Here is a 24,695-nt window from a genome sequence, read left to right on the forward strand (position 1 = left end):
TTTTTAGTTATTGTTTTTTGGTTATAGGTAATATGTATACAATGCCTTTTATTGGATTAAATCTGCAAGCAGAGTTGTTTCCGTTATATAAAAAGGGCTTTAATATTGTGTGCAAATAATTTTACTGCAATAGCTAAAAGAATAACACCAAATACTTTTCTAATGATGTTAATTCCGTTTTGACCAATAAGCTTTTCAATTCTTGCAGAGGTTTTTAAAACAATAAAGATAATTAAAACGTTTACTAAAACAGCAACTATAATATTTTCAATTCTAAACTCTGCGCGCAAAGAAAGCAGGGTTGTTAAACTTCCTGGTCCTGCAATTAATGGGAAAGCTAACGGGAAAACTGAAGCAGTTATAGGGCTTACTCCATCATCTTTATATAATGTGATACCTAAAATCATTTCTAAAGCAATAAAAAATAAGATAAAAGAACCTGCAACTGCAAAGCTATTTACATCGATACCAATTAAAGACAATAAACTCTGACCTAAAAACAAAAAGACAATCATAATTATTCCCGAAATTATGGATGCTTTTCCGCTTTGTATATGACCTACTTTTTTGCGTAAATCAATGATAACAGGAATGTTTCCTATAATATCAATTACTGCAAATAATACCATAAAGGCTGTAAATATTTCTTTAAAATTAAGTTGCATGATTTTAGCTTTTAAATTTCGGTGCAAATGTCGTTATAAAAAAAGGATTCTTAACATTAAATAATCGTAAATTTTATGTGCTTTAATTGTTAGCTTTTTTGACGCAATATCTAGTATATTTGCGGTACTATATCTTTCTTTAAATTACTGTAAATGGTAAGCAATAGTTTTTTGTTTATAGGATATAGGAAAATTAAAGATAGTCATAGTTTCGTTTTTGTTTATATTTAAAGGTAAATAAAAAAGTATAATTAGAATTCGTAATTTAATTAAAGAGAAGTAGTTAGATGTTTCAATTAGGAAGAACAATAGTTTCAGAAGATATTATTCAAAAAGATTTTGTGTGTAACTTATCTGCATGTAAAGGTGCTTGTTGTATAGATGGAGATGCTGGAGCGCCTTTAGATAAAGAGGAAGTTAAAATACTAGAGGATATTTACCCGAAAGTAAAACCATATTTACGTAAAGAAGGTATTGCCGAGATTGAAAGACAAGGTACTTCTATTGTTACTGCTTTTGGGGATTTAGAAACGCCATTAATTAACGGTGCAGATTGTGCTTATGTTATTTTTGATGATAAAAACACTGCACTTTGTGCTATTGAAGAAGCATATAATCAAGGCGATATCGACTGGAAAAAACCAGTATCTTGTCATTTATATCCTATTCGAGTTAAAGAGTATTCGGAGTTTTCTGCTGTAAATTATGATAAATGGGAGATTTGTGATGCCGCCTGTACGCTTGGTGCAGAGCTTCAGGTTCCTGTTTATAAATTTGTAAAACAAGCTTTAATTAGAAAGTTTGGTGAAGATTGGTATAGCGAATTAGAAAAGGTTGCTGATAAAATGAAAAAATAAGTATAGAATTAGTTAAGCTGTTTTTAGTTTTATTTCTTCCGTAGGAATTTCTATAATTACCTTTGTTCCGATTGCTAGATGATTAGGGTCGTATAAATCTAGTATTTCCAGTTTATAATCGTTTGTGAATTGTTTAGAAAAATTTTCTAATCGTTCTTTGGTAATAGAAATACCAACAGATTTTCGTTTTAATGTTTTTTGTCTATTAATTTTTTCTGAAGCTACTCTGCCAATACCATTATCTGTAATGTAAATAGAAACTGCATTGTGTTTTGGTTTTTCAATATGTACATGAATCTCCTTGTTTTTTGTTTTAGAAGATAAGCCGTGCCATAAAGCATTTTCTAAAAAGGGCTGTAAAATAAGAGATGGCACCTTGATTGTTTCCGTATTTACATTTTTGTCAATGTCTATTTTGTATTTAATTTCATTATCAAAACGTATATTTTCAATATTCATATAAAGTGTCATGGTCTCTATTTCTTCGGCTAAAGAGATTTCTTTTTCTGTAGATGCGACTAGAATTTTTCGAATAAGTTTAGAGAACTTGTTTAAGTAGTACACCGCGTTTTCCTTTTCATTATTAATAATGTAAAGTTTAATAGAATTTAGTGTGTTAAATATAAAATGCGGATTCATTTGATTACGCAGCATATCCTGCTCTAGCATAATAATTTGCTTTTCGCTTTTTAAACTTTTTTGTCGGTTTAACACATACAGAATACCCAGGGTTAATAATGCTCCAAAGACACTTAGTAAAAGAATTCTTTTGTTTTGCGCTAAGCGTAGTTTTACAATTTCATTCTCACTAGCGAGCTCTTTTATCTGATTGCTTTTCTTTTCACTTTCATATTTAATAACCAAATCATTTACATATTGCAGGTTTCTTTCGTTGGTTACGGTTTGGTCTAAAGCGACATGTGCTTTGTAGTATTCGTTAGATTTTTTGTAGTCTCCTTTTAATTCGTATAATTCGGAAAGATATTTATACGCATCAATTTTCGAGGTCACTAAATTGTAATCGTTAGATTTCTGTAATCCTTTTTTTAAACTGTTTTCTGCTGCGTCAAATCTATTTTGCTTTAACTGCAACCATCCTAAATTAATATAAACAGGAGCAATATGATACTGGTCGTTTAATTCTAATGCTTTTTTTAATGCTGCGGTAAGTGTCGTTTGTGCTTCTTTTAGCTTTTCTTGTTTGATATAGATGACACCTATACTATTGTTGCATATTACGCGGCCAATATCGGAGTTTATTTGGTTATTGAAATCTAAAGATGTTTTGTAGTCTTCCAGGGCGTCTTCTAATAAACCTTTGCTTTCCTTGACATACCCAATGTTTTGGTAGTTAATGGCTAAGCCTAATTTGTTGTCTAAATATTTTTCAATTTCTAAAGACTGATGGAATTGTATTAAAGCTAAATCATATTGCTTTAATACTAAATAAATGTTTCCCATGCTATTTCTAGAAACAGCAATACTTCGTTTTAAAGTAATAGATGGATTCTTTTCTGTTTCGGCAAGATCTAAAGCTTGTTTATGAAATTCCAATGCATAACGAATTAAATCTAACCTTCTGTTTACAACACCAAGCATATTTAAACTAATTACTTGTAGCTCTAAATTATTAGCTTTTATTGCTAATTCTTGTGCTTGCTTATGAAACGCTATTGCTTTATCGTATTTAGAGGTGTTTCTGTAATAGATACCAAGCATGTTTAATGCGTAGCTCTCTCCTTCAAGATAGTTTGCGTCTTTACTTTTTCTAGATAAATAACGCATTTTTATTGTGTCATTGCTAACCGCATCAAAAAGGGAATAAAGCGCTTGGTAGCTATTAGGTTTCTTATCGGTAATGCTTTCTACTTGAACGCTAAAATTAGTAACTTCTGGTTGTTGCGCTTGCAGGCTATTTACTAATAATAAAAGGATTAGTAGCTTAAAATATTTTAAGGGTTTAGGTTGTAGTGTTCGCATATCTTAAAGTCTGTCTAAAAAATCTAGTTTACGTTGCCTAGCAACCGGGATTTTATGGTTGGATTGCATAACCACATAGCCTTCCGTTTTAATAAACTCTTTTACTTTGTTTAGGTTTATAATGTAGGAATTATGAATTCTAAAAAACATTTTATCCGGTAATAGTGCGTCTACTTCTTTTAATTTTTTTGTGACTACCAGCTTTTGATTGTCTTTTAAGATAAGGGTGCTGTAATTGCCGTCAGATTCAATAAAAATAATATCATCCACATGTAAGAAAATGAGCTTTCCATCCGTATTTATAGTGATTTTTTGTTTACTGTTTTCTTCATTAAATTTATAAAATAACTCTTCTAACTTATCGTAATTGATATTTTTAGTGCTTAAATTTTTAAGTTTTTTAATCGTGCTACTTAAGTCATCAGAATCTATAGGCTTTAATAAATAATCTATAGCTTCATGTTTTATGGCTTTAATGGCGTACTCGTCATAAGCAGTGGTGATTATTACAGCAAAATCTTTATTGGTTAGCTTTTCTAAAAACTGAAAACCATCCATAGTTGGCATTTGTATATCTAAAAAAAGACAATCTGGTGTATTTGCCGTTTTGTTTAAAAAAGATATAGCGAGTTCTGGACTAGTGAATGTTTCTATAATTTCTATGTCTTTACTGAAGTGACCAAGCTCCCAACTAAGACTTTGGATCGCTTTAGGTTCATCATCTACTATAACTGCTTTTATCATAATATCAAATATAATAATATAAAATGAGGCTATAACTTTATTATGTGTAGCTGGTTGCTTTTTTTGTATAACAAGCTTAATTTTATGTTTACTTAGGTTTTGTGGTTGTTTTTCCTACCAACTATACAAAATTTCTTACCAACTATACATTTGTGTATCTGAATTTTGTATAAAATTAGCATATTAGCATTGCTATTAATTGTAAAAAATTATCAATATTAATTTACTATTAATCGATTTACATAATTTTGAAACACTAAAATTATGGGATTATATTGATTGATTTTTTTAGTTATTTCAGTTAGTTATTTTAGGGAGAAAAACGAGTGTGAAAAACGCTCGTTTTTTTTGTTTTATAAAATTCTTAAAACCCTTGTTTTACTGCTGTTAACAAAACTTTAATAAACCTAAAGTACTGATTATTAAAAGGTTAGATTAATACAGTGAAATCCTTTGAAATAGGTGGTAAATGCTAGGTTGTTAAAAACTTGTTGACAACGTTTGCAGAATACCCTTTCTTTTTTAAGTACAATTGTCAATCTTTGTTCAGGGCAAAAAAGCGAAATAGATTTTCTATGTTTTTTTGAAGAATGCTTCCTTTTCTACACCTACAAAAGGAAATATATAACACGTTTTTACAGATTTATTATTAAGTTTTTGAATGATACATGTCATTCCAAATAACAAACTAGCTATTTAATTAAAAGATTATGGAGATTACTCAAATTATTAAAAGGGATTATGAAACAAGCCCTTTTGTTTTAAATAAAATTACGAATGCCATCGAAAAAGCAATGCTTTCGGTGAGTAATGGTAGTAAAGAAGATGCAAATGCCATTTCTGTAAACGTTTTAAAAACTTTATTAGATAGAAAAGAACAAGACTATAGATATGTGCCAACGGTAGAACAAGTGCAAGATCTTGTAGAAGAAAAATTAATGGAAAGCGCATTTCATGATGTTGCTAAAGCCTATATTTTGTACCGCGATGAGCAAACAAGAAATAGAAAAACAAATATTTTTGAAAAACGTATAAACCTGAAGCCATACGAATATCCAGAACTTAACGATTATGTAGATGCGATTAGACATTCGTACTGGATTCACTCGGAATTTAATTTTACTAGTGATATACAAGACTTTAAAACCAGACTTACAGTTGTAGAGCAAAACGCTATTAAAAATACCATGCTAGCCATTTCTCAAATCGAAGTTGCAGTGAAGAACTTTTGGGGAGAAATCTATAATAAATTACCAAAACCAGAGATTGGTTCGGTAGGAGCAACTTTTGCTGAAAGTGAAGTACGTCACCAGGATGCATATTCGCATTTATTAGAGATTTTAGGACTTAACAACGAGTTTAAAAACATTAAGAATAAGCCAGTAATTATGCGTCGTGTGCATTATTTAGAGATGGCTTTAAAAAACTCTAAAAGTGAAGACAATAAAGAATATGCAGAATCTATTTTGTTATTCTCTCTGTTTATAGAACACGTGTCTTTATTTTCTCAGTTTTTAATAATTATGGCATTCAATAAGCATAAAAACATGCTTAAAGGAGTTTCTAATGTTGTGGAAGCAACCTCTAAAGAGGAACAGATTCACGGGGATTTCGGAATCGATATTATTAAAATTATTAAAAGTGAAAATCCAACTTGGTTTGATGCAGCACATGCAAAACAAGTACAAGAATTATGTAAAGAAGCTTTTGATTCTGAAAGTAAAATTATAGACTGGATTTTTGAAGCAGGAGAATTAGAATTCTTGCCAAAAAATGTGATTAATGAGTTTATTAAAAATCGTTTTAATAACTCTTTAGAAAGTATTGGAATTGAAAAAGTATTTGAAATTGATCAAAAATTAGTGGAAAAAACCGAATGGTTTGACGACGAAATTATAGGAACAAAACATGGAGATTTCTTCGTGAAAAGATCTATAAACTATAGTAAAAGAACAAAAAGTATAACTAGCGACGACCTATTTTAAGATGAGCAACCAAACAAAACAGAACACCGAAGCAAACGTAAGCCAAGAGGCAAAAGCTTCCAATTATGACGAATTAATTAACGCTAGAAAAGAAGCCAGAAAAGAAGCCACAAAACAACCAGAGATTAAATGGTTAACAGAAAATAGTCGTAAGTTTTTATCTTCAGGGTACTTAACAGGAGATACAACACCAGAAGAAAGAATTAGAGAAATTGCTGAAAGAGCAGAAGACATTCTAAAAATGGATGGCTTTGCAGACAAGTTCTATGGGTATATGGCAGAAGGGTATTACTCATTAGCTTCTCCAGTTTGGTCTAACTTTGGTAAAAAAAGAGGTTTACCAATTAGTTGCTTTGGTTCGCATATAGATGATGATATGGGAGATATCCTATATACACAGTCGGAAGTAGGAATGATGTCGAAATTAGGAGGTGGTACTTCAGGTTATTTTGGTAAACTACGTCATCGTGGTGCTCCTGTAAAAAATAACGGAGAATCTTCGGGAGCGGTACATATCATGCAACTTTTTGAAAAAATGGTAGATGTGGTAAGTCAAGGTTCGGTAAGAAGAGGTCGCTTTTCTCCTTATTTGCCAATAGATCACAGTGATATTCATGAGTTTTTAGAGATTGGTACCGAAGGGAATCCAATTCAAGAATTAACGCATGGTGTAACGGTTGGCGATGAATGGATGCAAGAAATGATTGATGGAGATGCAGATAAAAGAGCAATCTGGGCTAAAGTATTACAACGTAGAGGTGAAATAGGATATCCATATATTTTCTTTAGAGACAATGCAAACAATAATGCTGCAGATGTTTATAAAGATAAAAACCATGAGATTTATGCAAGTAACTTGTGTACAGAAATCATGTTACCAACTAATGATAGATGGTCTTTTGTATGTGTACTTTCTTCTATAAACTTATTGCATTATGATAAGTGGAAAGATACCGATGCTGTAGAAACGATGGTATACTTTTTAGATGCTGTTTTAGAAGAGTTTATCTCGAAACTAGAAGGATATAGAGATTCCGATAATAGAGACGATAGACAAACCTTCATGTTCATGGAGAAAGCGTATAATTTTGCAAAAGAAAACAGAGCTTTAGGTCTAGGTGCTTTAGGATGGCATTCTTTATTACAATCTAAAATGTTGTCTTTTGATAGTGCGGAAGCATTTAGTTTAAATAGTGAAATATTTAAAACGATTAACGATAAATCTAAAAGTGCTTCGGAAGAATTAGCAAGAGTTTTTGGTGAGCCAGAAGTATTAAAAGGTTACGGAAGACGTAATACTACCTTAAATGCTGTTGCACCAACAACATCTTCTGCGTTTATTTTAGGACAAGTATCTCAAGGTATCGAGCCAATTTGGTCTAACATATATGTGAAAGATATTGCAAAAATTAAAACCACGATTAAAAATCCATTTTTATTGGATCTTTTAGAAGAAAAAGGATTGAATACCAGTGAGATTTGGAAAAGTATTCGTGATTACGATGGTTCTGTACAACATTTAGAAGAACTTACAGATCATGAAAAAGAGGTGTTTAAAACCTATTCCGAAATTGACCAAATGACCATTATTTATCAAGCGGCAAACAGACAGAATCATATAGATCAAGGACAATCTTTAAATATCATGGTGCATCCAGATATGCCGGTAAAAGAGATAAATAAACTATATGTTACTGCTTGGAAATTAGGTGTTAAATCGTTGTACTACCAACACAGTATCAATGCAGCACAACAGTTTAAGCAAAAGAAAGAATGTGCTAGTTGCGAAGGGTAATTAGTATTGTTTATATAAGTGTTAATTAAAAGCCATCTCTAAATGAGGTGGCTTTTTTGTTTGATTAAAGAATGCATAAGTATTTTTGGTTGGTATTGTAGATCTCCAAAAATAGATAGATATAAGTTTAGGATTGTGTTCTACAATTCTAATTGCTAAGGAGATTGTTGGGACGCACCTTTTTCTTGTTGTAAAAAGAATGTTCTTAATATGGGAACTGCATAGTGCCAATAAAAAAACCATCTCAATCGAGATGGTTTTTTTTGTAATATATAAGAATTGTTTGTCAGAAATCTATTCTTCTTCTACGTCTTCTTCAGCAATTACAGCAGGTTTTATACTACTATCATGTGCGCCGTGGTATTCTTCTAATAAATTCATCGTAGCGTTCAGTAGATCTTTTGTTTCTAATAACAATCCGAAGTACAATGTTGTGTTTTTCGGACTAGATTCTTCCGTACGTGTTCTAGCAACTTGCGCTTGAATCTTTTGTTTTACTAAATCATAAACTTCTGTCTTCTCGTTTAGAATAGCACCAATTCTTTCAAAAGAACCAGAATCGAAAGCATCTTTAATATCATTAAATAAAACCTCTACTTTATCATCTACTTGTTTCAATTCTTTAATTTGATTGAATTTAAGTTTCTTATGATTGTTATTAATGTGTTTATGACTTACTCTAGAAATGTATTCTAAAGACTGTGTCATATCTTGTAAATAACCTAAAATGTTTATGTAAAAGTTACTTGCTCCAATACTAGATTCGTCTAAGTTTTTAATAAAATAGAAGATGTTATCTCTAAGTTCATCTACTTCATCGGAAAGCTTAATAACCTGTTTTTTATTCTTTTTAAGTAATGCTAAATCTTGTTTTGCAAGCCCTTTAACCGCATTGGTATATATTCTATTTCCACGTTTTACAACACTTGCAATATTACTTGCACTTTCGTGTATTACACCTTGCACAGAACTACTTTCTGCTTTTGTTAAAGTGTCTTCTGCTTTTTCTTCTTTACTCTTTTTATTGTGTGCGATATAGTTTCTTAATAATAAACCAAAAGCAGCTACCAATAATAAAGGAAACATGACTTGTAGGTTTAAGTTTAGTAGGTAGGCAACTAAAGCAGCAGCAACAAAAGCACTAAAGGCAGTAAAGAACCAACCTCCAATGACATTGATAACACCAGCTACTCGATATACCGCGCTTTCTGCTCCCCAAGCTCTATCTGCTAAAGAGGTTCCCATAGCAACCATAAAAGTTACGTATGTTGTAGAAAGAGGTAATTTGTAGGATGTTGCTAAAGATATTAATACCGCAGCAACCATTAAGTTTACAGCAGCACGAACCATATCGAAAGCAGGTAATTCATGTACTTTGTCTTTAGATATTTTGATTACTGGAACTTCAAATTGTTTATCAATTTTTGCTTGCCATGTTTCTGGTAATATATACGAAGACATTTGAGACACTCCTATCGCTACTCTTACAAATCCACGAGATAAAAAGTTAGGTTGAAAACGTTCTTTAGTTGCACTTTGGCTAGATAAATCTAAAGATGTTTTAACTACATTTCTTGCTTTAGTAGAAAACCAGATGGTTAATACCATAATAATTCCTGCTATAAAAAGAAGCAAGTTGTTTGTTGGTACTTTTTCTGCTAACACATCCATAGGAAAAGCATCTGCAGCTAAACCAGAAGCAGTCCACTCTGTAAATGCATTATATGCAGCTATTGGTACACCAATAAAGTTTACTAAATCATTTCCTGCAAAAGCAAGCGCTAATGCAAAAGTACCTACAATAATAATGAGTTTATAAATGTTTGTTTTAAATAAGGTAATGGCAGCAAGAGCTAATAAAGACCAGATTATAGAACTTACAACTATAATATAAAATACTTGATGCTCTAAAAAGTCTTTCATCGTGTCCCCACCTAAAAGATCAAATGGTTGGTTTGCATAAGAAGTTCCTTTTAAACCTTTCATGAAAATGAAATAGGTGATTGCAGTCAGTGCTAATCCACCAAATAATGCGCCAACCCAATTTGCTTTCTTTTCAAAATTATAAGATAATAGTAGTCTAGAAAACCACTGTACTAATGCTCCAATGGAAAATGCGACGACGACCGAGAGGATAATTCCGAATATAATTTGAGACGCTTTAGAGGTGTTTATATAGTTTACTACATCGTCAAAATTACCACCATCATGACCAATTTTTATTAAAGCCATGGCAACCGCAGCTCCTAATAACTCAAATACAATAGATACCGTAGTGGAGGTTGGCATACCAATAGTATTAAAGAAATCTAAAAGTAGAATATCGGTAATCATTACTGCCATGAAAATAATCATGATTTCATTAAACATAAACTCTCCAGGATTAAAGATTCCTTTACGAGCAACTTCCATCATTCCACTAGAAAACACTGCGCCAACAGCAACTCCTAAACTAGCAACAATCATGACGGTTTTAAACGAAATCGCTTTAGAACCGATTGCTGAGTTTAAAAAGTTTACAGCATCATTACTTACTCCAACCACTAAATCGGCAACCGCCAAAATAGCAAGAGCAATAATCATATATAAATATATATTTTCCATAATTTAATTTAAAAATGTTTGCAAATATCTTTAGTCTTCTTGATTAAGATGTTACCTAATTGTTATGTTTTAAAAATGAATATCAAATTGCAATCGGTACATAAATTCATTATTTCCATCGGTGACTTCTAAATGGCTAATGTCTGTTTGTACTTTTAATTTATGGCCTACAATATATTTGGAAACACCAACGGTATATTGACTCTGATTAGCATTTTCTGTTAGTTTATCCCAATCTATATTGGTATACCTTCCGGAAACTTCCCAATCTTTCTTAAGTAGATATCCAGCTTGTAGGTTGATAGCATTTCCAATTTGTACGGCATCGATATCGCCATCTTCATTGGTGAATAATACATCGTCTGCATTTCTATCTGCATATTCTGCCATAAACGAAAAGCCTTTGTATTTAAACATGGCATCTATATATAAAGTAGAAATGTTGGTTTCATGAAACACACCTTCTTCATTTACCATGTAAGCACCTTGATTACTTCTGGTTTTTACGGCGTTGTTGTTAAAATCGTAAGCAACAGCTACGGCTAATTTTGGGTTTGGTTCGCGTTTTAAATCACTTCCTACATAATCTCCTTTACTTGTAAAGTTTCCAAATGGTAAAAATTCTAAACGACCAGTATATTGATGACCTCCAATATTTCCGGAGGTAATATTTCTTCCTTCTCCTTGTGAAATAGCAAGTGCTTCTTTTATAATAAAGGTGTCTGTAAGGTTAAAGTGATGTCTTAATTGAATACCTAGATCCCGATCAATATTAAATCTGCTATTTAATAATGAACGATCTACTTGTTGCAGATTAGCGGAAGAGATAATACGTTCTCTATTACCTGGTAGTTTTGTTTGTCCAAACCAAAGCACAAAGTTTTGGTGAAAATTCCATTTTATAACGGCATCCAAAATATATCTGGGTGCATTGCTGGTGTATTCGGAAGCTCCAGAAATATCTCTATTCGATAGACCTAGTTCTAGTTTGTATTTTAATTTAGGAGTTAAAGCGAAGCCGTCAAACTTTAATCTAGCACGACGTACTAAAAAAGTAGATTCATTGGCTTCTCCATCTTCCCAATTGGAGATGGCTAGAAATTGCATTCTAGCTCCAATCCTCATGGTGAACGTACTATCTTTTCCTACAAGATTAAATAAACCATTCCCAAATTTAGGAGAAGGCGTTTCTTGCGCTTGCATTGCTGTAATGGAAAAAATAAATAATACAATACCTGTAAAATTTAGTTTCATTATTAGTTTTTGTCACTGCAAAGAACTTAAATAAAAGTTAAATTAATGTTTCTAAATCGTTAAATGTGAAGAACAAAAAGGCTGCTTTGGCCTAAAGCAGCCCATAGAATTCATGATAATTTAGTCGACAAAAACTAATAGATTATATGAAATACTTGTAATGCATTTTAAAATACAAGCAAATATCTACTTTAAACGTCATGTTAGTATTACCTCAATATTAAGTAATTATTAATAAAACATGTTAAAATTAAAATAGCAAAATACTAATTATCAATGAGTTACAAGTTTAATGTTAATTTAATGTTACGTAAAGGTTGCTTAATTGTCAATTAATGTCTATATTTGAGGTATTAACAATTTAAAACCCATAATAATGAAGAAGCAATTTATTTTGTTTTTAGCTTTAATGATTTCAGTGGTTTCTTTTGCACAGCAAGAGAGAACATTAAAACTTAATGAGGAAACCAGCTTAATTGAAGTAACGTACTATCATGACAATGGCGTAGTGAGTCAAACAGGATTCTATACAACAGATGGTAAACTTCAAGGCGAATGGTTAAGTTTTGATACGAAAGGCGACAAAACAGTTTCGGCGAATTATGATAATGGGAAAAAAGTCGGCAAGTGGTTTTATTGGAATGATAAAACTTTAAAAGAAGTAGATTATACAAACAATGCAATTGCAAATGTGAGTGAATGGACAAATAAAACGTCTATTGCATCACGACAATAATAGCATTTAAGAAAACATAAAAAAGCATCCTAAATATAGGATGCTTTTTTTGTTTAGACTAATTCTGAAATTTACTCTACTGTCCAAGATGCTCCCCAAGAAGCATAATCTGTTCCTGTTCCGTTACCTTCACCAGAAATAAATTCTGCATCTGTAAAGATTACAGCGGTATCGTTTTGTACGTTTTGTATAACGTCTATAAAAGTGATATCTGTAACACTTAAATCACCACTAGAAACACCAGCTCCTGTTGGGCTATTTGCACCATCTCCATCTAAATCAAAACCTTCTTCAAAACCTTGAATTAAAACGTTATTAAATATTCCTTGTGTTCCTGCTCTTAAACGAATTGCTTCGTTTCCAGTTGCAGAACCTAATCCTATTATCGTTAAGTTAGTTACTGTAGGTTTAGAAAAATAACCAGCAGCATTACTAAAGTCTGTGTTAAAACCATCTGCTTCAATACCTTTATCGTGATCTGCTCCATGTTTCACATATGCATTTGTAATAGTACCTGTATATCCTTCTGTCCAGTCAATAGAATCATCTTGTGCATTAACAACAGAAACATAACTAGCGTTTACGGTTCCTCCAAAAAATTCGATACCATCATCTTTCCCTTCAAAAGCTTGAATGTATTCTACAGAAGTACCACTACCAACACCGTAGAAAGAGAATCCGTTATTTTCAGATTGGCCATCTGCAGCACCACCAGAATATTCTACACGAACATAACGTAAGCTTCCAGAATTATCTGTAGCATCTGTTCCACCAAATGGTAAACTAGCAATCTCTGAAGTAGAAGTAGAAGTTCCAGTTACCGAGTTGATAGGCGCTTTTCCTAAAAGAATTAATCCTCCCCAATCTCCAGCACTTGGAGAAGAAGCATCCGATGTTAATACTATTGGGCTATCTGCAGTTCCATTAGCAATAATTTGAGCTCCTTGAGAAATAGCAATGTATACGTTTGCTCCAGCAGCTAAAGCTTCTAATGTCATTCCTGCAGGAATAGTTAATGTAGTTCCTTCTGCCATGATTAAAGAACCGTTTACTTTATAACAGTTGTTTGCGTCTAAAGTTAAATCTTCTACATACGTTCCAGAGAGGAAGATGCAATCATCATTTGGTGTTTCACCACCAGAATTGTTGTTTACGGTACTATTGTCATTGATTACGATATCTGAAGTATCATCTGTAGTACAAGAGAAAAGCACTGTTATAATTGCTAATCCTAAAATAAAATAATTTTTCATTGTTTCAAGTTTAATTAAATTGGTATTTATTTTTATAGTTGTGTTTAAAATTTATATTTAAGTTGTAACCCAAGATCCATTCCTCTTTGGTAGTCTGTTACGCCTTTACCATTTGCAGAGTTTACAGAAATATTACCTAATGTTGTTTCTCTGTAATAATCGATGTTTGCATTTAAAAGATTTTTGGCACTTAGGTTAATTTCCAGCTTGTCATTTATTTTGTTTTTCCAGATGAAGTCTAAAGTTGGAACGCCTTTTTCAATAACATTTCCTAATTGTCCAGAGCCTAAAGCATCTATTCTATTTGAGAAATAAGAGAATACTAAGTTTGCTGTTGGTTTGTAGTTTCCAAAAGTTGGAGAATAATTAATATCTGCATTCAGTATTAATGGGGAAGCTCCTTGTAGTTCTTCTTTGCTTTCTTGAAAGCTAACATCGTAGAACGCACCATCAATAGAGCTATATAAATCTTGTGTGGTGTGCATGTACGTTGCATTAAATCCAGCAGAAAGTTTGGTTTCTTCGTCTTGATCTGTAATCAGGTTTTTTCTTATTTCTACTTCTAAACCATATACATTTGCTTTGTCTCCAGTTCTAAAATAACGTTGTGTACCAGTTGCATCTGCACCAACAACTAAGTTTACAGGGTCTTTAATTTCTTTGGTGAAAGCAGCTACAGATAATATTTCGTTTTTGCTGAAAAACCATTCGTATTTTAAATCGATATTTAAGATTTTTGAATATCCTTTGTCTAATAAATCTGGATTACCACCAATTCTAGTAGAAATATCTTCGTAAACAAAAGGAGCAACTTCTTTAAATTCAGGAATAGAAACGGTCTGACTAGCAGAAAAACGAAGGTTTGCATCTTCTGTTAATGCATATTTTACATTTAGCGTAGGAAGTACAAAGGTTTCTTTAGAGGTTATTTCGCTATCTCCTAAGTTCCCTAAGTTAATAACATTAAACGCTATTTTTTGTTCAAAAGACTCTAAACGTACACCAGGAACAAATAGCCATTTTTCGCCAGATTTAATTTCAGCATCTACATAACCAGCATAAACATTAAGGTTTCCGGTGTATGTGTTTTCATATAATCCTGGTCTGTTTACATTAGATACCGTTGGAATTGGGTTAATTACCTGTATTTCGTAAATACCATTATCGCCATCGTTGATGTTTAAGTTGTCTAGCGTGAATACACCATCCAAATTATTGACATCGGTAATACCATAACCAGAGTCTAAAATGTCATATCCGTAACGAATGTTGTTGAACGTTCTTTCTTTGCTTCTTCCGTTATAACCAATATTAATTTTTACATTGTCATTGGCATTGTATGCAAGGTTGATTCTTCCGTTGTATTCATTATCTTCAATATTTTGAAAATAACGTTGGTTATCAAAAACCACATTACTATAAAAAGCAGGGTTTGTATTAATATCATTATCTAATGCTAAATGATAGTTTTCTACACTTACACGTTTTCTGTCCGGTTGTTTAGAGAATACGTAGTTGTAACCAAATCCCCAATCTACATCGAATTTCCCAGAAGTATGTTCTCCTAATAGTTGGTTCACATACATTTGTGTTTGGTCAAACTGTACATTCATTTGGTAAAAACCTTCGTCTGTATTTAAAATAGCGTCCCGACTTCTACCTTTTCCGTCAATACCAAAATAGCCAACTTTGTCAGAAGAGTTGTTTATAAATAGAGAATTGTATTTAATGCTATTGTCGCTATCTATTTTGTAATTAATAGATGCCATTGCGGTGGTAGTAGTACCATATTCGTATTCTTCGGCATTATCTATAAAAGCTTTCTTTTCTGTTAAAGTGTAATCTACAGCAGATCCTTTTCTGTATTCGTAAGCGTTTTCAAAAGAAGCCGTGGCAAAAACACTTAATCTAGAGTCGTTTTTAAAAGTGAAAGACTTTCCTGCGGAAGCACCATAACCAATATTCATTGGTGTACCAGCATTTTCAGGATCCACACCATGCGATAAAACTACAGCGAAAGGATTATGGTCATATCTTCCATAGTATCCAAAATAACCAGTTCCTTCACTTCTTACAAAATCTTTATCGATTGCATTGGTATTAAATCCGGTAGTAACATAAGCATCAAAGAAACCGTTTCCTTTATAGTCTTTCGAACTAATATCGACATTACCAGCAGAAAAGTCTCCGTAGTATTTAGAGGAATACGCTTTACTAATAGATACGTTTTCTATAACGTCTGAAGAAAAAAGATTCAAATCGATATTCTTTTTATTCACATCGTTAGACGGAAGGGATAAACCATTCATTGTGGTGTTTAAATATCGATCTCCTAAACCACGAACGTAAACATTACTAGATCCTTCTTGTTTAGAAACTCCAGAAATTTTTGCTACAGCGCCAGCAGCATTGCTAACTCCTTTTCTAGAAAGTTCTTCGGCTCCAATACTTTGTTTAATTTCTACGGCCTTTTTTTGTTCTAGTAATAAGGCGGTCTCGCTTTCCCTTTTTGTAGTAGTTGTTATTACAACTTCATCTAAAGAAGCAGCGCTTGCTCCCATAGTTACATCTACGTTAGTAACTTTACCTGCAATAATTTCTACTGCTATCTCCTGTGTTTCGTAACCAACAAAACTGTAAACAATGGTGTAGCTTCCAGTTGCTAAATCATTTAAAGCATAAAGACCATCCATGTCAGACGTTGTTCCTGTAGATGTACCTTTAATGATTACGTTTGCAAAAGGAAGAGGCTCATTGCTATATTCCTTATCTATTAATTTTCCTACTAAAGAGCCTGTAGATTGTGCAAAGGTTGCTAAAGAAGTAAATAGTGCTAATGCTAATAAAAATTTTCTCATTACTTGTTTTAATTTCTTGAGGCAAAGAAACTCCAACTATGTAAAGTTCGTGTTAACCACAGGTTAAACAAGCGTAATAAAACAGTTAGCTTAATGTTATGCGATTTGCATATTATTTTTATTTGGAAATAATTTCTTAACACTAAAAATGTATCTTGCAAAAGAATAAATATATAAGATGAACTGGGAACAATTACTCTCTTTAAAGCGCTTTGGCGACACTAATAAAAGGTTAAGAAAAGAACAAGATGAAACACGTTTGGGCTTTGAAGTGGATTACGATCGGGTAATATTTTCTTCAGAGTTTAGAAGTCTTCAGGATAAAACACAGGTAATACCACTGTCGCAAACCGATTTTGTGCACACACGCTTAACACATAGTTTAGAGGTTAGTGTAGTAGCGAGGTCTTTAGGTAGGCAAGTAGGGAAGAGGTTGCTAGAAAAATATCCGCATTTACAGAATATTCATGGCTACCAAGCAAATGACTTTGGTGCTATAGTGGCATCTGCAGCACTTGCGCATGATATAGGGAATCCGCCATTTGGACATTCTGGAGAGAAAGCTATTGGAGAGTTTTTTAAAACAGGAGAAGGTAAACAATATAAGGAACAGCTTTCGGCAAAAGAATATCAAGATTTATGTGATTTTGAAGGAAATGCAAACGGTTTTAAAATAGTTACCGAAAATAGAGAAGGTCGTCAAGGAGGTTTGCGTTTAAGTTATGCAACGCTTGGTGCTTTTATGAAATACCCCAAAGAGTCACTACCTAAAAAACCAACGAAGCATATTGCAGATAAAAAGTATGGCTTTTTTCAAAGTGAAAAAGAAGCGTTTTTAGATGTAGCAAATGAGCTTGGCTTAATTAGTAGAAGTAAAACAGATGTTAGTTTTTCACGTCATCCATTAGCTTTTTTAGTGGAAGCAGCAGATGATATTTGTTATACTATTATTGATTTTGAAGATGGAATAAATTTAGGCTTAATTCAAGAAGAGTACGCTTTAGAGTATTTAATTAATTTGGTTAGAGAAACCATAAATACCAAAAAATATCACCAACTAAGTAATACGCAAGATAGAGTTAGTTATTTAAGAGCCTTGGCAATTAATACGCTTATTAATGAAGCTGTAGCTATTTTTATTGCTAATGAAGAAGCGATATTAAAAGATGAATTTAAGATCGCTTTGTTAGATAAAAGTAAATACGAAGCACAAATAAATGATATTATTAAAATAAGTGTCGATAATGTATACCAATCTAAAGAAGTCATAGATAAAGAGATTTCAGGTTACCAAGTTTTAAATACATTATTAAGTGTTTATACTAAGGCGATTAATAATAATTATAATGAAACGCCAACGAATTACGATAAACTGGTGCTTAAAAGGCTGCCTAAGACAATTAATATAATGGAAGACAATTTATACTTGAGATTGTTGAGTGTTTGTAACTATGTTTCCCTGCTTTCCGATAGCAAAGCCATTATGGGATATAAGAAAATCAAGGGTTTAACCTTTAACATATAAGATTTTTTTATATCTCTCTAGTTTTGTTATATTTGCTACTCTACTATAAAAAATAAACTATGAAAAAGATTACCTATTTATTAAGTGTTTTTTTTGTTTTCGTTTTGGTTGGATGTAATTCGAATCAAGAATCAAAAAAAGACACGGCGAAATTAAAAGAATTACATGCTGAAAATTTAGCAAAAAGCCCTTTTACAGAACAGCTTAAGTTAAGTAAGAAGGAAAGAAAAGAACACAGATTAACTCCTAATAAGTACAATGAGGAAATGTGGGAGTTAACTATGAATCCAGAGTTGGGAAGACCAACTCCAGAAAAAGTTGCGCAATTACAAAAAGAACTTATAGAACAAAGAAGAAATGATTTTTCTGCACAAAGAGTTCCTGGTGATGCAATGGATAACGGTTGGATTTCTCGTGGACCTAATAATGTAGGTGGTAGAACAAGAGGTCTTATGTTTGATCCAAATGATGCATCTAACAATACTGTGTTTGCTGGAGGTGTAAGTGGAGGTTTATGGAAAAACTCTAATATATCTAGTGCAAGTACTGTATGGGAAAGATTAGATATTCCAGAAAATTTAACAGTTTCTGTGATTAAAGCAGATCCAATTAATCCTCAGATTATATATGTCGGTACAGGAGAATCTTATGTAGGTCATACGGATGGTGCGGTAAACGGAGATGGTGTTTGGCAATCTACAGATGGAGGAACTACTTGGGCTCAAATATTTGGTGGTAGCACTGGAGATAGCTATTTTGTTTCTGCTTCTAGTATTACGGTAAACGCACCAGGAAGTATTGCTGGAGATTATCAATCTTTTCCAACTACTAATTTTGGGCCAGTAATTGATGCTGTAATAACGGCAGATGCTATTTTATCAAATAGTACAGTTCCTTTTACAAATCCTGACAATACAGTTTCAACAGAAACTACAGAAGGTTGTGGACCATCTACTTTAGATATGACAGGTAAGATTGCTTTAATTCGTCGAGGTAACTGTTCTTTTGTTCAAAAAGTAAAAGCAGCACAAGATGCTGGAGCAATAGCTGCTATTATGATGAATAATGTTTCTGGAGAACCTATCCCAATGGGAGGTACAGATGCTACAATTACAATCCCTTCCGTAATGATTTCTAAAGAAAATGGAGATCTATTAGAGGGTGCCGTAATTGCAGGTACATTAAGTGTTTCTTTAACTCCTGCTTCAGGAACTTTTACAGCAACGGTAGTTCCTGGAATACAGCATATTAATGATATTATTGTTGTTGATAATGCTGGTACTTCAGATATTTATGTAGCAGCAGGTGAAGCGGTATACAGTTCATCTAATGCAGGAACAACTGTGGGTGGAGAAACGTATGGGTTATATAAATCTTCAGATGCTGGTGCAAACTGGGCAGAAATAGATTTACCTTTAACTGCAGATGGAAATAAATATGAGCCTAATGATTTAGACTATGATGCTGCAGGAACGATATTTATGTCTTCAACTGCAAGTTCTTTATATGGAGATGGCGGAGGAAGCGTATTTTCTTCTACAAATAATGGTGCTACTTTTAGTCTAGTATATACCCTTGCAGACGGTCTAAGAACGCAAATAGCTGCCTCTAAACAAAATGCAGGTAAGATATATGTTTTAACAGAGCTAGCTGCTGGAGGAGTATCTATTAAATATTCACCAAATGGTTTTAGTCTTTCATTTTTAACGCAAACTAAAAAAGTGCCTAGTGATGCAGATCCAGACATTGCAGCAACGGATTTTACAAGAGGACAAGCGTTTTATGATTTAATGTTAACTATCGATCCTAACAATGATAATATTTTATATGCAGGAGGAATAGATTTATTTAAAAGTACTAATGCAGTAAGTGGTGCTACAGCAACAGCAGCATGGACTCAAATTTCGCATTGGTATGGTGGTTTTGGTAAACAAGAAGTGCACGCAGATCAACATGCAGCAGTTTTTGCACCTGGTGATTCTAATAAAGTTTTATTTGGAAATGATGGTGGTGTGTATTACTCTGCAGATGGTGGTACAACTATTCAGGATAGAAATAATGGTTTTGTAACATCGCAATTTTATACGGTAGGAGTTGGGCCAACGGAGGCTTTCCCATCAGGAGATTATTTTGCAGGTGGTTTACAAGATAATGGTACACAACTTTTTCAAAACGCGGATCCAACTGGAACAGATAGTGCAACAGAGGCTTATGGAGGTGATGGAGGATACACGTTTTTTGATCAAGAAGGAACAGATAGATACTTCATTAGAAACTATGTTTATAATAGTGGTGTGAATCTTTATAATTTTGACGGCCCAAATGTTACTATTAATAATGAAACGGCTAGTAATGGTTCATTTATTAATCCACAAGCATTAGATTCTAATTTAGATATTTTATATTCTAATTATTCTGATACAGATATGATTATTAAAAGGTATTCTGGTATTAAATCTCAAGGAACTTTAACTAGTTTTGATTTAACGGATGCAGATAAGTTGACTACAAGACCTACAGCGTTTACTGTTTCGCCTTATACTTCAACATCATCTAAGTTGTTAGTGGGTACTCTTTTAGGGGATGTTCTTTTAATTGAAAATGCAAATACAGCTACACCTACTTGGACAAATTTAGACCAAAGAAGAATAGTTGGTAGTATTTCGGATGTAGAATTCGGACAGTCGGAAGATGAAATGTTTGTTACTGTACATAATTATGGTGTGAACAATGTTTGGTATTCAGGAGATGCTGGTACTACTTGGGAGGAAAAAGATGGTAACTTACCAGATTTACCAGTTAAAGCAATTTTACAGAATCCTTTAAATTTAGAAGAAGTACTTATTGGTACAGAATTGGGTGTTTGGTATACTAGCAATTTTTCTAGTACATCACCTACATGGACTCAGGCTTTTAACGGTATGAGTGATGTGAAAGTATTAGATCTTGATTTAAGAGATGATAATATGGTCTTTGCTGCAACACATGGTCGTGGTATTTTCTCTGGACAATTTACTCCAGATGCTTTAAGTATTGACGAAAATACAGCGAATGCATTTAGTATTTATCCTAACCCTTCAAACGGTACTATAAATATTAAAGTATCTCAAGATTATGGTAAAGCTTTAGCTACTATATTTGATATGAATGGTAGAAAAGTATTCTCATCTGAGTTATCTTTAAACCAACAGTCTACAATTGAAGCTAATAATCTAGCTACAGGAATGTATGTATTGAAAATTCAAGGTGCTAATTTCACTCATTCAGAAAAATTAGTTATTAAGAAATAATAATAGACACATTATTAAATAAAAAAATGCCACTTTTTAAGTGGCATTTTTTGTATAATAAACTTTTATTAAGGTAGTCATAACCTTACTTTTTCTATTCAAACAATGTGTAAACAGGTATTTTGCGGGTAAAAATTGTATTTAATCGATATTTTTATTAAGTTTACTATTCTATTACAGAGATATTTAATAAAATTGTTTCTTGGAACAATACTAAAAATTATATCATGAGAAAAAACCTACTAGGAGCAATAGTCATATTTTTTGTGACTTTTGCATGTTTATTGGTTATTAATGAAGTTTCCAGTGCGAATGCTTCAGATGTAGAAAATGATCAATACTACGTTACAGATTAACGTGTCGCTTTTATTTTGTCGGCTATACTTTCCGCGTTTAATGCTGCTAAACTTTGTAGTTCTATTGTGTTTCCTTGTTCCATAAATATATCTGGAATTCCTAATACCGTTATATTATTTTTGTAGTTGTTTTTTGCTGCAAATTCTAAAACGGCACTTCCAAAACCTCCTTTTACGGCGCCATCTTCTATGGTTATAATATTTTTATAGGTATTACATATGGTATGTAATTGAGCTTCGTCTATAGGTTTAATAAAACGCATATCGTAATGTGCAACATCCATTTCCTTATCCACTAAGTTAATGGCTTCTTTTGCATTAGTTGCCATGGTGCCTACGCTTAAAAGCGCTATATCTTTTCCTTCTTTTAAACAAATGCTTTTACCGATCTCGATTTCAGAAAAGGGTTGTTTCCAATCTAGTATTTGGCCTCTTCCTCTGGGATAACGAATCGCAATAGGTAAATCTAAACCTTGTTGCGCGGTGTATAGGATGTTGCGTAACTCTATTTCGTTTCTTGGTGCAAAAATAATAAGGTTTGGTATACATCTTAAATATGCCAAGTCAAAAACACCATGATGTGTTGCACCATCTTCACCAACCAAACCTGCGCGATCTAAACAGAATACTACAGGTAGTTTTTGCAAAGCGACATCATGTATTACTTGATCATAAGCGCGTTGTAAAAAAGTAGAATAGATATTGCAAAAGGGAATATAACCTTGCGTTGCCATTCCTGCAGCTAGTGTTACTGCATGTTGTTCTGCTATACCAACATCTAAAGCGCGATCAGGAAACTCTTGCATCATAAATTTTAACGAACTTCCTGTGGGCATTGCAGGAGTGATGCCCATTATTTTTTCGTTTTTTCTAGCGAGTTCTACTATCGTATGTCCAAAAACATCTTGAAATTTTGGAGGTTGTATTTGGTCGATTTTTTCATATAAATCTCCGGTTACTGCATTAAATTTTCCGGGGGCGTGGTATTTTACTTGGTCTTCTTCTGCTTGTTTTAAGCCTTTTCCTTTTGTGGTAATTACGTGTAAGAATTTTGGACCTTTTACTTTTTTAAGTCGTTCTAGTTCTAGAGTTAATGCGGGTAAATCATGACCGTCTATTGGTCCGGAATAATTAAAATTTAACGCTTCAAATATATTATCTTGCTTTTGTGTTCCTTTTTTAACATTGGTTAAATATAACTTTAATGCACCAACGCTTGGGTCGATGCCAATAGCGTTATCGTTTAAAATAACTAACAAGTTCGCATTAGTAACTCCGGCGTGATTTAAGCCTTCAAAAGCCATTCCGCTAGCAATAGAAGCGTCGCCAATAACAGCGATGTGCTGTTTGTCTATATCTCCTTTTAATTGCGAAACTAAAGCCATTCCTAAAGCTGCAGAAATAGATGTGGAAGAATGACCAACACCAAAAGTATCATATTCGCTTTCTTCGCGTTTTGGAAAACCAGAAATGCCACCAAGTTGTCTGTTGGTATCAAAAACATTTTTTCTACCCGTTAGTAATTTGTGTACGTAAGCTTGATGGCCAACATCCCAAACCAATAAGTCTTCGGGAGTGTTAAATACATAATGCAAAGCAATAGTAAGTTCTACAACACCAAGGCTTGCACCTAAATGCCCTTCTTTGGTAGCAACCATATGAATTATAAAGTCCCGTAATTCTTTAGCGAGTACAGGTAATTGCTCTTGCTTTAAAAGGCGCAAATCTTTTGGGTAATTTATATGGTCTAGCATCTTATTCATGGAATACAAATGTAATATTTGAAAATGATACTAATACTAATATCATTTGAAATTGTACTTTTACGGTAATTATTAATTCTTGAAATTATGGCTATGATTACACCTTTTGATGCTACGTATTTTATGAAGAAAGCCCTGCAAGAAGCGGAAGCTGCTTTAGAAAAAGGAGAAGTTCCCGTTGGCGCCGTTATTGTTGTAGAAGATCGAATTATTGCAAGAGCGCATAATTTAACCGAATTGCTAAACGATGTCACTGCGCATGCAGAAATGCAAGCGATTACTGCTGCTGCTAATTTTTTAGGAGGAAAATATCTTAAAAATTGTACGTTGTATGTTACGTTAGAGCCTTGCCAAATGTGTGCGGGCGCTTTGTATTGGAGTCAGATTTCAAAAATTGTGTATGGTGCAACAGATGATCACAGAGGTTGTGGTGTAATGGGAACAAAATTGCATCCGAAAACAATAATAGAAGGTGGTGTTTTAGCAGAAGAAGCTTCCGCCATTATGAAACGTTTTTTTATTGAAAAGCGCAATTTAAATTAATGAATGCTACTGCTTTTTCTTTATGACGAAACTTTTTTGGCACGTGCATTAGCGATAGAAACGGCATCCTTTTCAAGAAGCTTTGAATAATAAATTATAAATTTTTAGGCTTCTCTGAAGTATAAAGAGATCTCAAATCCAGTTAGAGACTGCTTCGCCGAAAAGATATAGTGGATAGCGCGACGCTTTGTAGTTTTTACGGAAAAGGGAAATGCCCAAATTATAGCTTTCGCTTATCTCCTTCGCGTTTACGCATTTTATCTAAATTCTCTTTGGTAAGCATATAATCTTTGATGTCTTTGTTTTTCCAAGTGTGATAGGTGAATAACGGAAAGAAAAGCAAGAAAAGACCCAAAACACCGAATCCAATTAGTTTTTGAGAATAGTCTACTTCTAAAAAATAACCAGCAATAATGCTAGAAATACAGGCGAAAAATAAAAGGTATAAAAAGTATTTCATGTGTCTATTTTGTAGTTTTTTATAGGA

General features: G+C 32.9%; 17 protein-coding genes. 8 read left to right on the forward strand and 9 right to left on the reverse strand.

The genetic code is table 11. The features are described from left to right. Positions 1 to 83: 83 nt before the first annotated feature. Positions 84 to 665 (reverse strand): MarC family protein, encoded by a 582-nt coding sequence (locus tag ACVCZW_RS16810; protein ID WP_452232973.1) that lies wholly within the window; start codon positions 663 to 665, stop codon positions 84 to 86. A gap of 287 nt (positions 666 to 952) precedes the next feature. On the opposite strand from ACVCZW_RS16810, the gene ACVCZW_RS16815 reads away from it, so the two are divergent. Further along, a complete protein-coding gene (locus ACVCZW_RS16815; RefSeq protein ID WP_452230850.1) occupies positions 953 to 1,522 on the forward strand; it encodes a DUF3109 family protein in 570 nt (189 codons plus the stop codon). Positions 1,523 to 1,534: 12 nt separating this feature from the next. On the opposite strand, the gene ACVCZW_RS16820 is transcribed toward ACVCZW_RS16815, so the two are convergent. Both ACVCZW_RS16820 and ACVCZW_RS16825 read right to left on the reverse strand, forming a co-directional pair. Further along, positions 1,535 to 3,502 carry a tetratricopeptide repeat protein gene (locus tag ACVCZW_RS16820; protein WP_452232974.1) on the reverse strand — a complete coding sequence of 656 codons (1,968 nt, stop codon included), beginning with the start codon at positions 3,500 to 3,502 and terminating at the stop codon, positions 1,535 to 1,537. 3 nt (positions 3,503 to 3,505) lie between these two features. Then, positions 3,506 to 4,246, reverse strand: coding sequence for a LytR/AlgR family response regulator transcription factor (locus ACVCZW_RS16825; RefSeq protein WP_452232975.1), 741 nt, complete (start codon positions 4,244 to 4,246; stop codon positions 3,506 to 3,508). A 710-nt stretch (positions 4,247 to 4,956) separates the two neighbouring features. Between ACVCZW_RS16825 and ACVCZW_RS16830 the strand changes: the two genes are divergently transcribed. Further along, on the forward strand, positions 4,957 to 6,231 hold the full coding sequence (locus ACVCZW_RS16830; protein WP_452230853.1) for a ribonucleotide-diphosphate reductase subunit beta: 1,275 nt from the start codon (positions 4,957 to 4,959) through the stop codon (positions 6,229 to 6,231). 1 nt (position 6,232) lies between these two features. Then, on the forward strand, positions 6,233 to 8,026 hold the full coding sequence (locus ACVCZW_RS16835; RefSeq protein WP_452230854.1) for a ribonucleoside-diphosphate reductase subunit alpha: 1,794 nt from the start codon (positions 6,233 to 6,235) through the stop codon (positions 8,024 to 8,026). 294 nt (positions 8,027 to 8,320) lie between these two features. On the opposite strand, the gene ACVCZW_RS16840 is transcribed toward ACVCZW_RS16835, so the two are convergent. After that, the gene (locus ACVCZW_RS16840; protein WP_452230855.1) at positions 8,321 to 10,630 is read right to left on the reverse strand and encodes an anion permease; all 2,310 of its coding nucleotides are present in this window, start codon (positions 10,628 to 10,630) and stop codon (positions 8,321 to 8,323) included. A 69-nt stretch (positions 10,631 to 10,699) separates the two neighbouring features. Next, the gene (locus ACVCZW_RS16845; protein WP_452232976.1) at positions 10,700 to 11,884 is read right to left on the reverse strand and encodes a porin; all 1,185 of its coding nucleotides are present in this window, start codon (positions 11,882 to 11,884) and stop codon (positions 10,700 to 10,702) included. A gap of 376 nt (positions 11,885 to 12,260) precedes the next feature. On the opposite strand from ACVCZW_RS16845, the gene ACVCZW_RS16850 reads away from it, so the two are divergent. After that, positions 12,261 to 12,620 (forward strand): toxin-antitoxin system YwqK family antitoxin, encoded by a 360-nt coding sequence (locus tag ACVCZW_RS16850; RefSeq protein ID WP_452230857.1) that lies wholly within the window; start codon positions 12,261 to 12,263, stop codon positions 12,618 to 12,620. 71 nt (positions 12,621 to 12,691) lie between these two features. Here the strand turns inward: ACVCZW_RS16850 and ACVCZW_RS16855 are convergent, their stop codons facing one another. After that, complete coding sequence (locus ACVCZW_RS16855) at positions 12,692 to 13,873, reverse strand: multidrug transporter (protein ID WP_452230858.1); 1,182 nt, start codon at positions 13,871 to 13,873, stop codon at positions 12,692 to 12,694. Positions 13,874 to 13,917: 44 nt separating this feature from the next. Then, positions 13,918 to 16,731 (reverse strand): TonB-dependent receptor domain-containing protein, encoded by a 2,814-nt coding sequence (locus tag ACVCZW_RS16860; protein WP_452230859.1) that lies wholly within the window; start codon positions 16,729 to 16,731, stop codon positions 13,918 to 13,920. A gap of 178 nt (positions 16,732 to 16,909) precedes the next feature. Here ACVCZW_RS16860 and ACVCZW_RS16865 point away from each other — a divergent pair, with 178 nt between their 5' ends. The 3 genes from ACVCZW_RS16865 to ACVCZW_RS16875 all read left to right on the forward strand — a co-directional run bounded on the left by ACVCZW_RS16865 (position 16,910) and on the right by ACVCZW_RS16875 (position 21,902). After that, a complete protein-coding gene (locus ACVCZW_RS16865; RefSeq protein WP_452230860.1) occupies positions 16,910 to 18,256 on the forward strand; it encodes a deoxyguanosinetriphosphate triphosphohydrolase in 1,347 nt (448 codons plus the stop codon). 59 nt (positions 18,257 to 18,315) lie between these two features. After that, positions 18,316 to 21,546: a PA domain-containing protein gene (locus tag ACVCZW_RS16870; protein WP_452232977.1), complete on the forward strand. Its 3,231-nt coding sequence runs from the start codon at positions 18,316 to 18,318 to the stop codon at positions 21,544 to 21,546. Between the two features lie 227 nt (positions 21,547 to 21,773). Further along, positions 21,774 to 21,902 (forward strand): hypothetical protein, encoded by a 129-nt coding sequence (locus ACVCZW_RS16875; RefSeq protein WP_452230862.1) that lies wholly within the window; start codon positions 21,774 to 21,776, stop codon positions 21,900 to 21,902. Here ACVCZW_RS16875 and dxs read toward each other — a convergent pair. Then, positions 21,899 to 23,665 (reverse strand): 1-deoxy-D-xylulose-5-phosphate synthase, encoded by a 1,767-nt coding sequence (gene dxs, locus ACVCZW_RS16880; RefSeq protein ID WP_452230863.1) that lies wholly within the window; start codon positions 23,663 to 23,665, stop codon positions 21,899 to 21,901. The two genes, ACVCZW_RS16875 and dxs, sit on opposite strands and share 4 nt — an antisense overlap. A 93-nt stretch (positions 23,666 to 23,758) precedes the next feature. Here dxs and ACVCZW_RS16885 point away from each other — a divergent pair, with 93 nt between their 5' ends. Next, the gene (locus ACVCZW_RS16885; protein WP_452231170.1) at positions 23,759 to 24,208 is read left to right on the forward strand and encodes a nucleoside deaminase; all 450 of its coding nucleotides are present in this window, start codon (positions 23,759 to 23,761) and stop codon (positions 24,206 to 24,208) included. A gap of 220 nt (positions 24,209 to 24,428) precedes the next feature. Here ACVCZW_RS16885 and ACVCZW_RS16890 read toward each other — a convergent pair whose 3' ends face one another. Next, on the reverse strand, positions 24,429 to 24,668 hold the full coding sequence (locus ACVCZW_RS16890) for a hypothetical protein (RefSeq protein WP_452230864.1): 240 nt from the start codon (positions 24,666 to 24,668) through the stop codon (positions 24,429 to 24,431). Between the last annotated feature and the right edge of the window lie 27 nt (positions 24,669 to 24,695).

It is taken from the genome of Lacinutrix sp. MEBiC02595 (assembly GCF_053601555.1).

What these genes read in the sequence shown, in the direction of transcription:
- ACVCZW_RS16875 (WP_452230862.1), top strand. Translation starts at nt 21,774, where the DNA reads ATGAGAAAAAACCTACTAGGAGCAATAGTCATATTTTTTGTGACTTTT.
- ACVCZW_RS16855 (WP_452230858.1), bottom strand. Translation starts at nt 13,873, where the DNA reads ATGAAAAATTATTTTATTTTAGGATTAGCAATTATAACAGTGCTTTTC.
- ACVCZW_RS16840 (WP_452230855.1), bottom strand. Translation starts at nt 10,630, where the DNA reads ATGGAAAATATATATTTATATATGATTATTGCTCTTGCTATTTTGGCG.
- ACVCZW_RS16815 (WP_452230850.1), top strand. Translation starts at nt 953, where the DNA reads ATGTTTCAATTAGGAAGAACAATAGTTTCAGAAGATATTATTCAAAAA.
- dxs (WP_452230863.1), bottom strand. Translation starts at nt 23,665, where the DNA reads ATGAATAAGATGCTAGACCATATAAATTACCCAAAAGATTTGCGCCTT.
- ACVCZW_RS16870 (WP_452232977.1), top strand. Translation starts at nt 18,316, where the DNA reads ATGAAAAAGATTACCTATTTATTAAGTGTTTTTTTTGTTTTCGTTTTG.
- ACVCZW_RS16820 (WP_452232974.1), bottom strand. Translation starts at nt 3,502, where the DNA reads ATGCGAACACTACAACCTAAACCCTTAAAATATTTTAAGCTACTAATC.
- ACVCZW_RS16860 (WP_452230859.1), bottom strand. Translation starts at nt 16,731, where the DNA reads ATGAGAAAATTTTTATTAGCATTAGCACTATTTACTTCTTTAGCAACC.
- ACVCZW_RS16885 (WP_452231170.1), top strand. Translation starts at nt 23,759, where the DNA reads ATGATTACACCTTTTGATGCTACGTATTTTATGAAGAAAGCCCTGCAA.
- ACVCZW_RS16835 (WP_452230854.1), top strand. Translation starts at nt 6,233, where the DNA reads ATGAGCAACCAAACAAAACAGAACACCGAAGCAAACGTAAGCCAAGAG.
- ACVCZW_RS16830 (WP_452230853.1), top strand. Translation starts at nt 4,957, where the DNA reads ATGGAGATTACTCAAATTATTAAAAGGGATTATGAAACAAGCCCTTTT.
- ACVCZW_RS16825 (WP_452232975.1), bottom strand. Translation starts at nt 4,246, where the DNA reads ATGATAAAAGCAGTTATAGTAGATGATGAACCTAAAGCGATCCAAAGT.
- ACVCZW_RS16850 (WP_452230857.1), top strand. Translation starts at nt 12,261, where the DNA reads ATGAAGAAGCAATTTATTTTGTTTTTAGCTTTAATGATTTCAGTGGTT.
- ACVCZW_RS16890 (WP_452230864.1), bottom strand. Translation starts at nt 24,668, where the DNA reads ATGAAATACTTTTTATACCTTTTATTTTTCGCCTGTATTTCTAGCATT.
- ACVCZW_RS16845 (WP_452232976.1), bottom strand. Translation starts at nt 11,884, where the DNA reads ATGAAACTAAATTTTACAGGTATTGTATTATTTATTTTTTCCATTACA.
- ACVCZW_RS16810 (WP_452232973.1), bottom strand. Translation starts at nt 665, where the DNA reads ATGCAACTTAATTTTAAAGAAATATTTACAGCCTTTATGGTATTATTT.
- ACVCZW_RS16865 (WP_452230860.1), top strand. Translation starts at nt 16,910, where the DNA reads ATGAACTGGGAACAATTACTCTCTTTAAAGCGCTTTGGCGACACTAAT.